Below are 1,382 nucleotides of genomic sequence, written 5' to 3' on the forward strand. Positions count from 1 at the left end.
TGGAGTGACCCCCTTTAGTGAGACACGTTAATTAGAGAGAGCTCGGTTGCTTGTTTGAAGGGCTGCTGCGCAGCAGCCCTTCGCATGGTTTCCTCATACTCGTCGGGCGACCTGTAGGCCAAGGCGGAGTGCAGGCGCTGGCGATTGTAGACCTGCTCGATGAAGGTCCCGATCCGCTCGCGTGCGTCGGCGAGGTCGCGATAGCCGGTACCGTCGACCTCCTCCTGCTTCAGGGTCTTCATGAAGCTCTCGGCCATGGCGTTGTCGTAAGGGCAGCCCGCACGGCTCATGCTGGGGATGATGCCGGCGGCTTCGAGCCGGGCGATGTACGCGCCGCAAGCATATTGCACGCCTCGGTCGGAGTGATGGACCAGACCGTCCGCGGTCACCCTGCGTCGCTCCAGCGCCATGGCGAGCGCCTCGAGCGCCAGCTCGGCGCGCAGATGGTCCGCCATCGCCCAGCCGACCACCTTGCGGCTGAACGCGTCGAGGATCACCGCCAGATAGACGAACGCCTCGGCCAGATGGACATAGGTGATGTCCGCCACCCATAGCTGGTTGATCGCCATCGGTTGCATCGCGCGCGCCAGATTGGGCCACACCCGCCAGCCGTGCCGCGCATCCGTCGTCGCCGGCCGGAACGTCCGACCCCGCAGGCACAGCAGATTGTCCTCGCGCATCAGCCGGGCCACCCGCTTGTGGTTGACGCACCAACCGTCACGCCTGAGCAGCGCGGTGATCCGGCGATAGCCATAGAAGCGCTGCGCCAGGCACAGCCGCTGCACCTGATCGCGCAGCGCCGTCTCTTCCACTTTTGGCGCATGCTCGCGCCAGCGCCRGTAATAGCTGGCCCGGCTTACCCCGGCCAACTGGCACAGCGCCTCTGTCGACAGCGCCGATCCCTCGCCTTGCGAACCCGTCATCGCCTGGATCTCGGCGAAGACGTCGTCTCGCCAGCACCGTCGCTCGGCTGGCGTGACGCCTCGATACGCCGCAAGGCGCCTTTGAAAAAATCCAGCGCCACCTGCTGCTCGCCGATCTTGCGCTGCAAGGCCTCGATCTGACGCTGCGCTGTGGCAACATCGCGGATCTCACCAACCGCCGCCTGGCTAGCCATCGCATCCGCTACGCGCCCCGGACGACCCGGATCGCGCAGCGCCTGCTCCCCGCCCGCCCGCACCGCATTGCGCCACCGGTACAGCAGATTATCCCTGATCCCCAACTCGAGCGACAAGGCTGACACCCGCTCGCCCGACTCAATCCGACCCAAAACCCACAGCTTGAACCCCCGGTCGTGCCGTCGTCGATGGTCCTTCGACATTCTTGCCCTCCATCCAGAGAGCTCTCTCTTATTTCATGTCTCAGTCTAGGGGGTCATTCCA

2 protein-coding genes are annotated in these 1,382 nt (G+C 65.1%); both read right to left on the minus strand.

The genetic code is table 11. The features are described from left to right. Positions 1-14: 14 nt before the first annotated feature. Positions 15-923, minus strand: coding sequence for an IS3 family transposase (locus AC1DX5_RS24190; RefSeq protein WP_478017855.1), 909 nt, complete (start codon positions 921-923; stop codon positions 15-17). Next, positions 920-1,321, minus strand: a complete 402-nt coding sequence (locus tag AC1DX5_RS24195; protein ID WP_478017858.1) for a transposase — start codon at positions 1,319-1,321, stop codon at positions 920-922. Before AC1DX5_RS24195 ends, AC1DX5_RS24190 begins: the two co-directional genes overlap by 4 nt. Positions 1,322-1,382 lie beyond the last annotated feature (61 nt).

Source organism: Sphingomonas sp. P2_B6 (assembly GCF_056404755.1).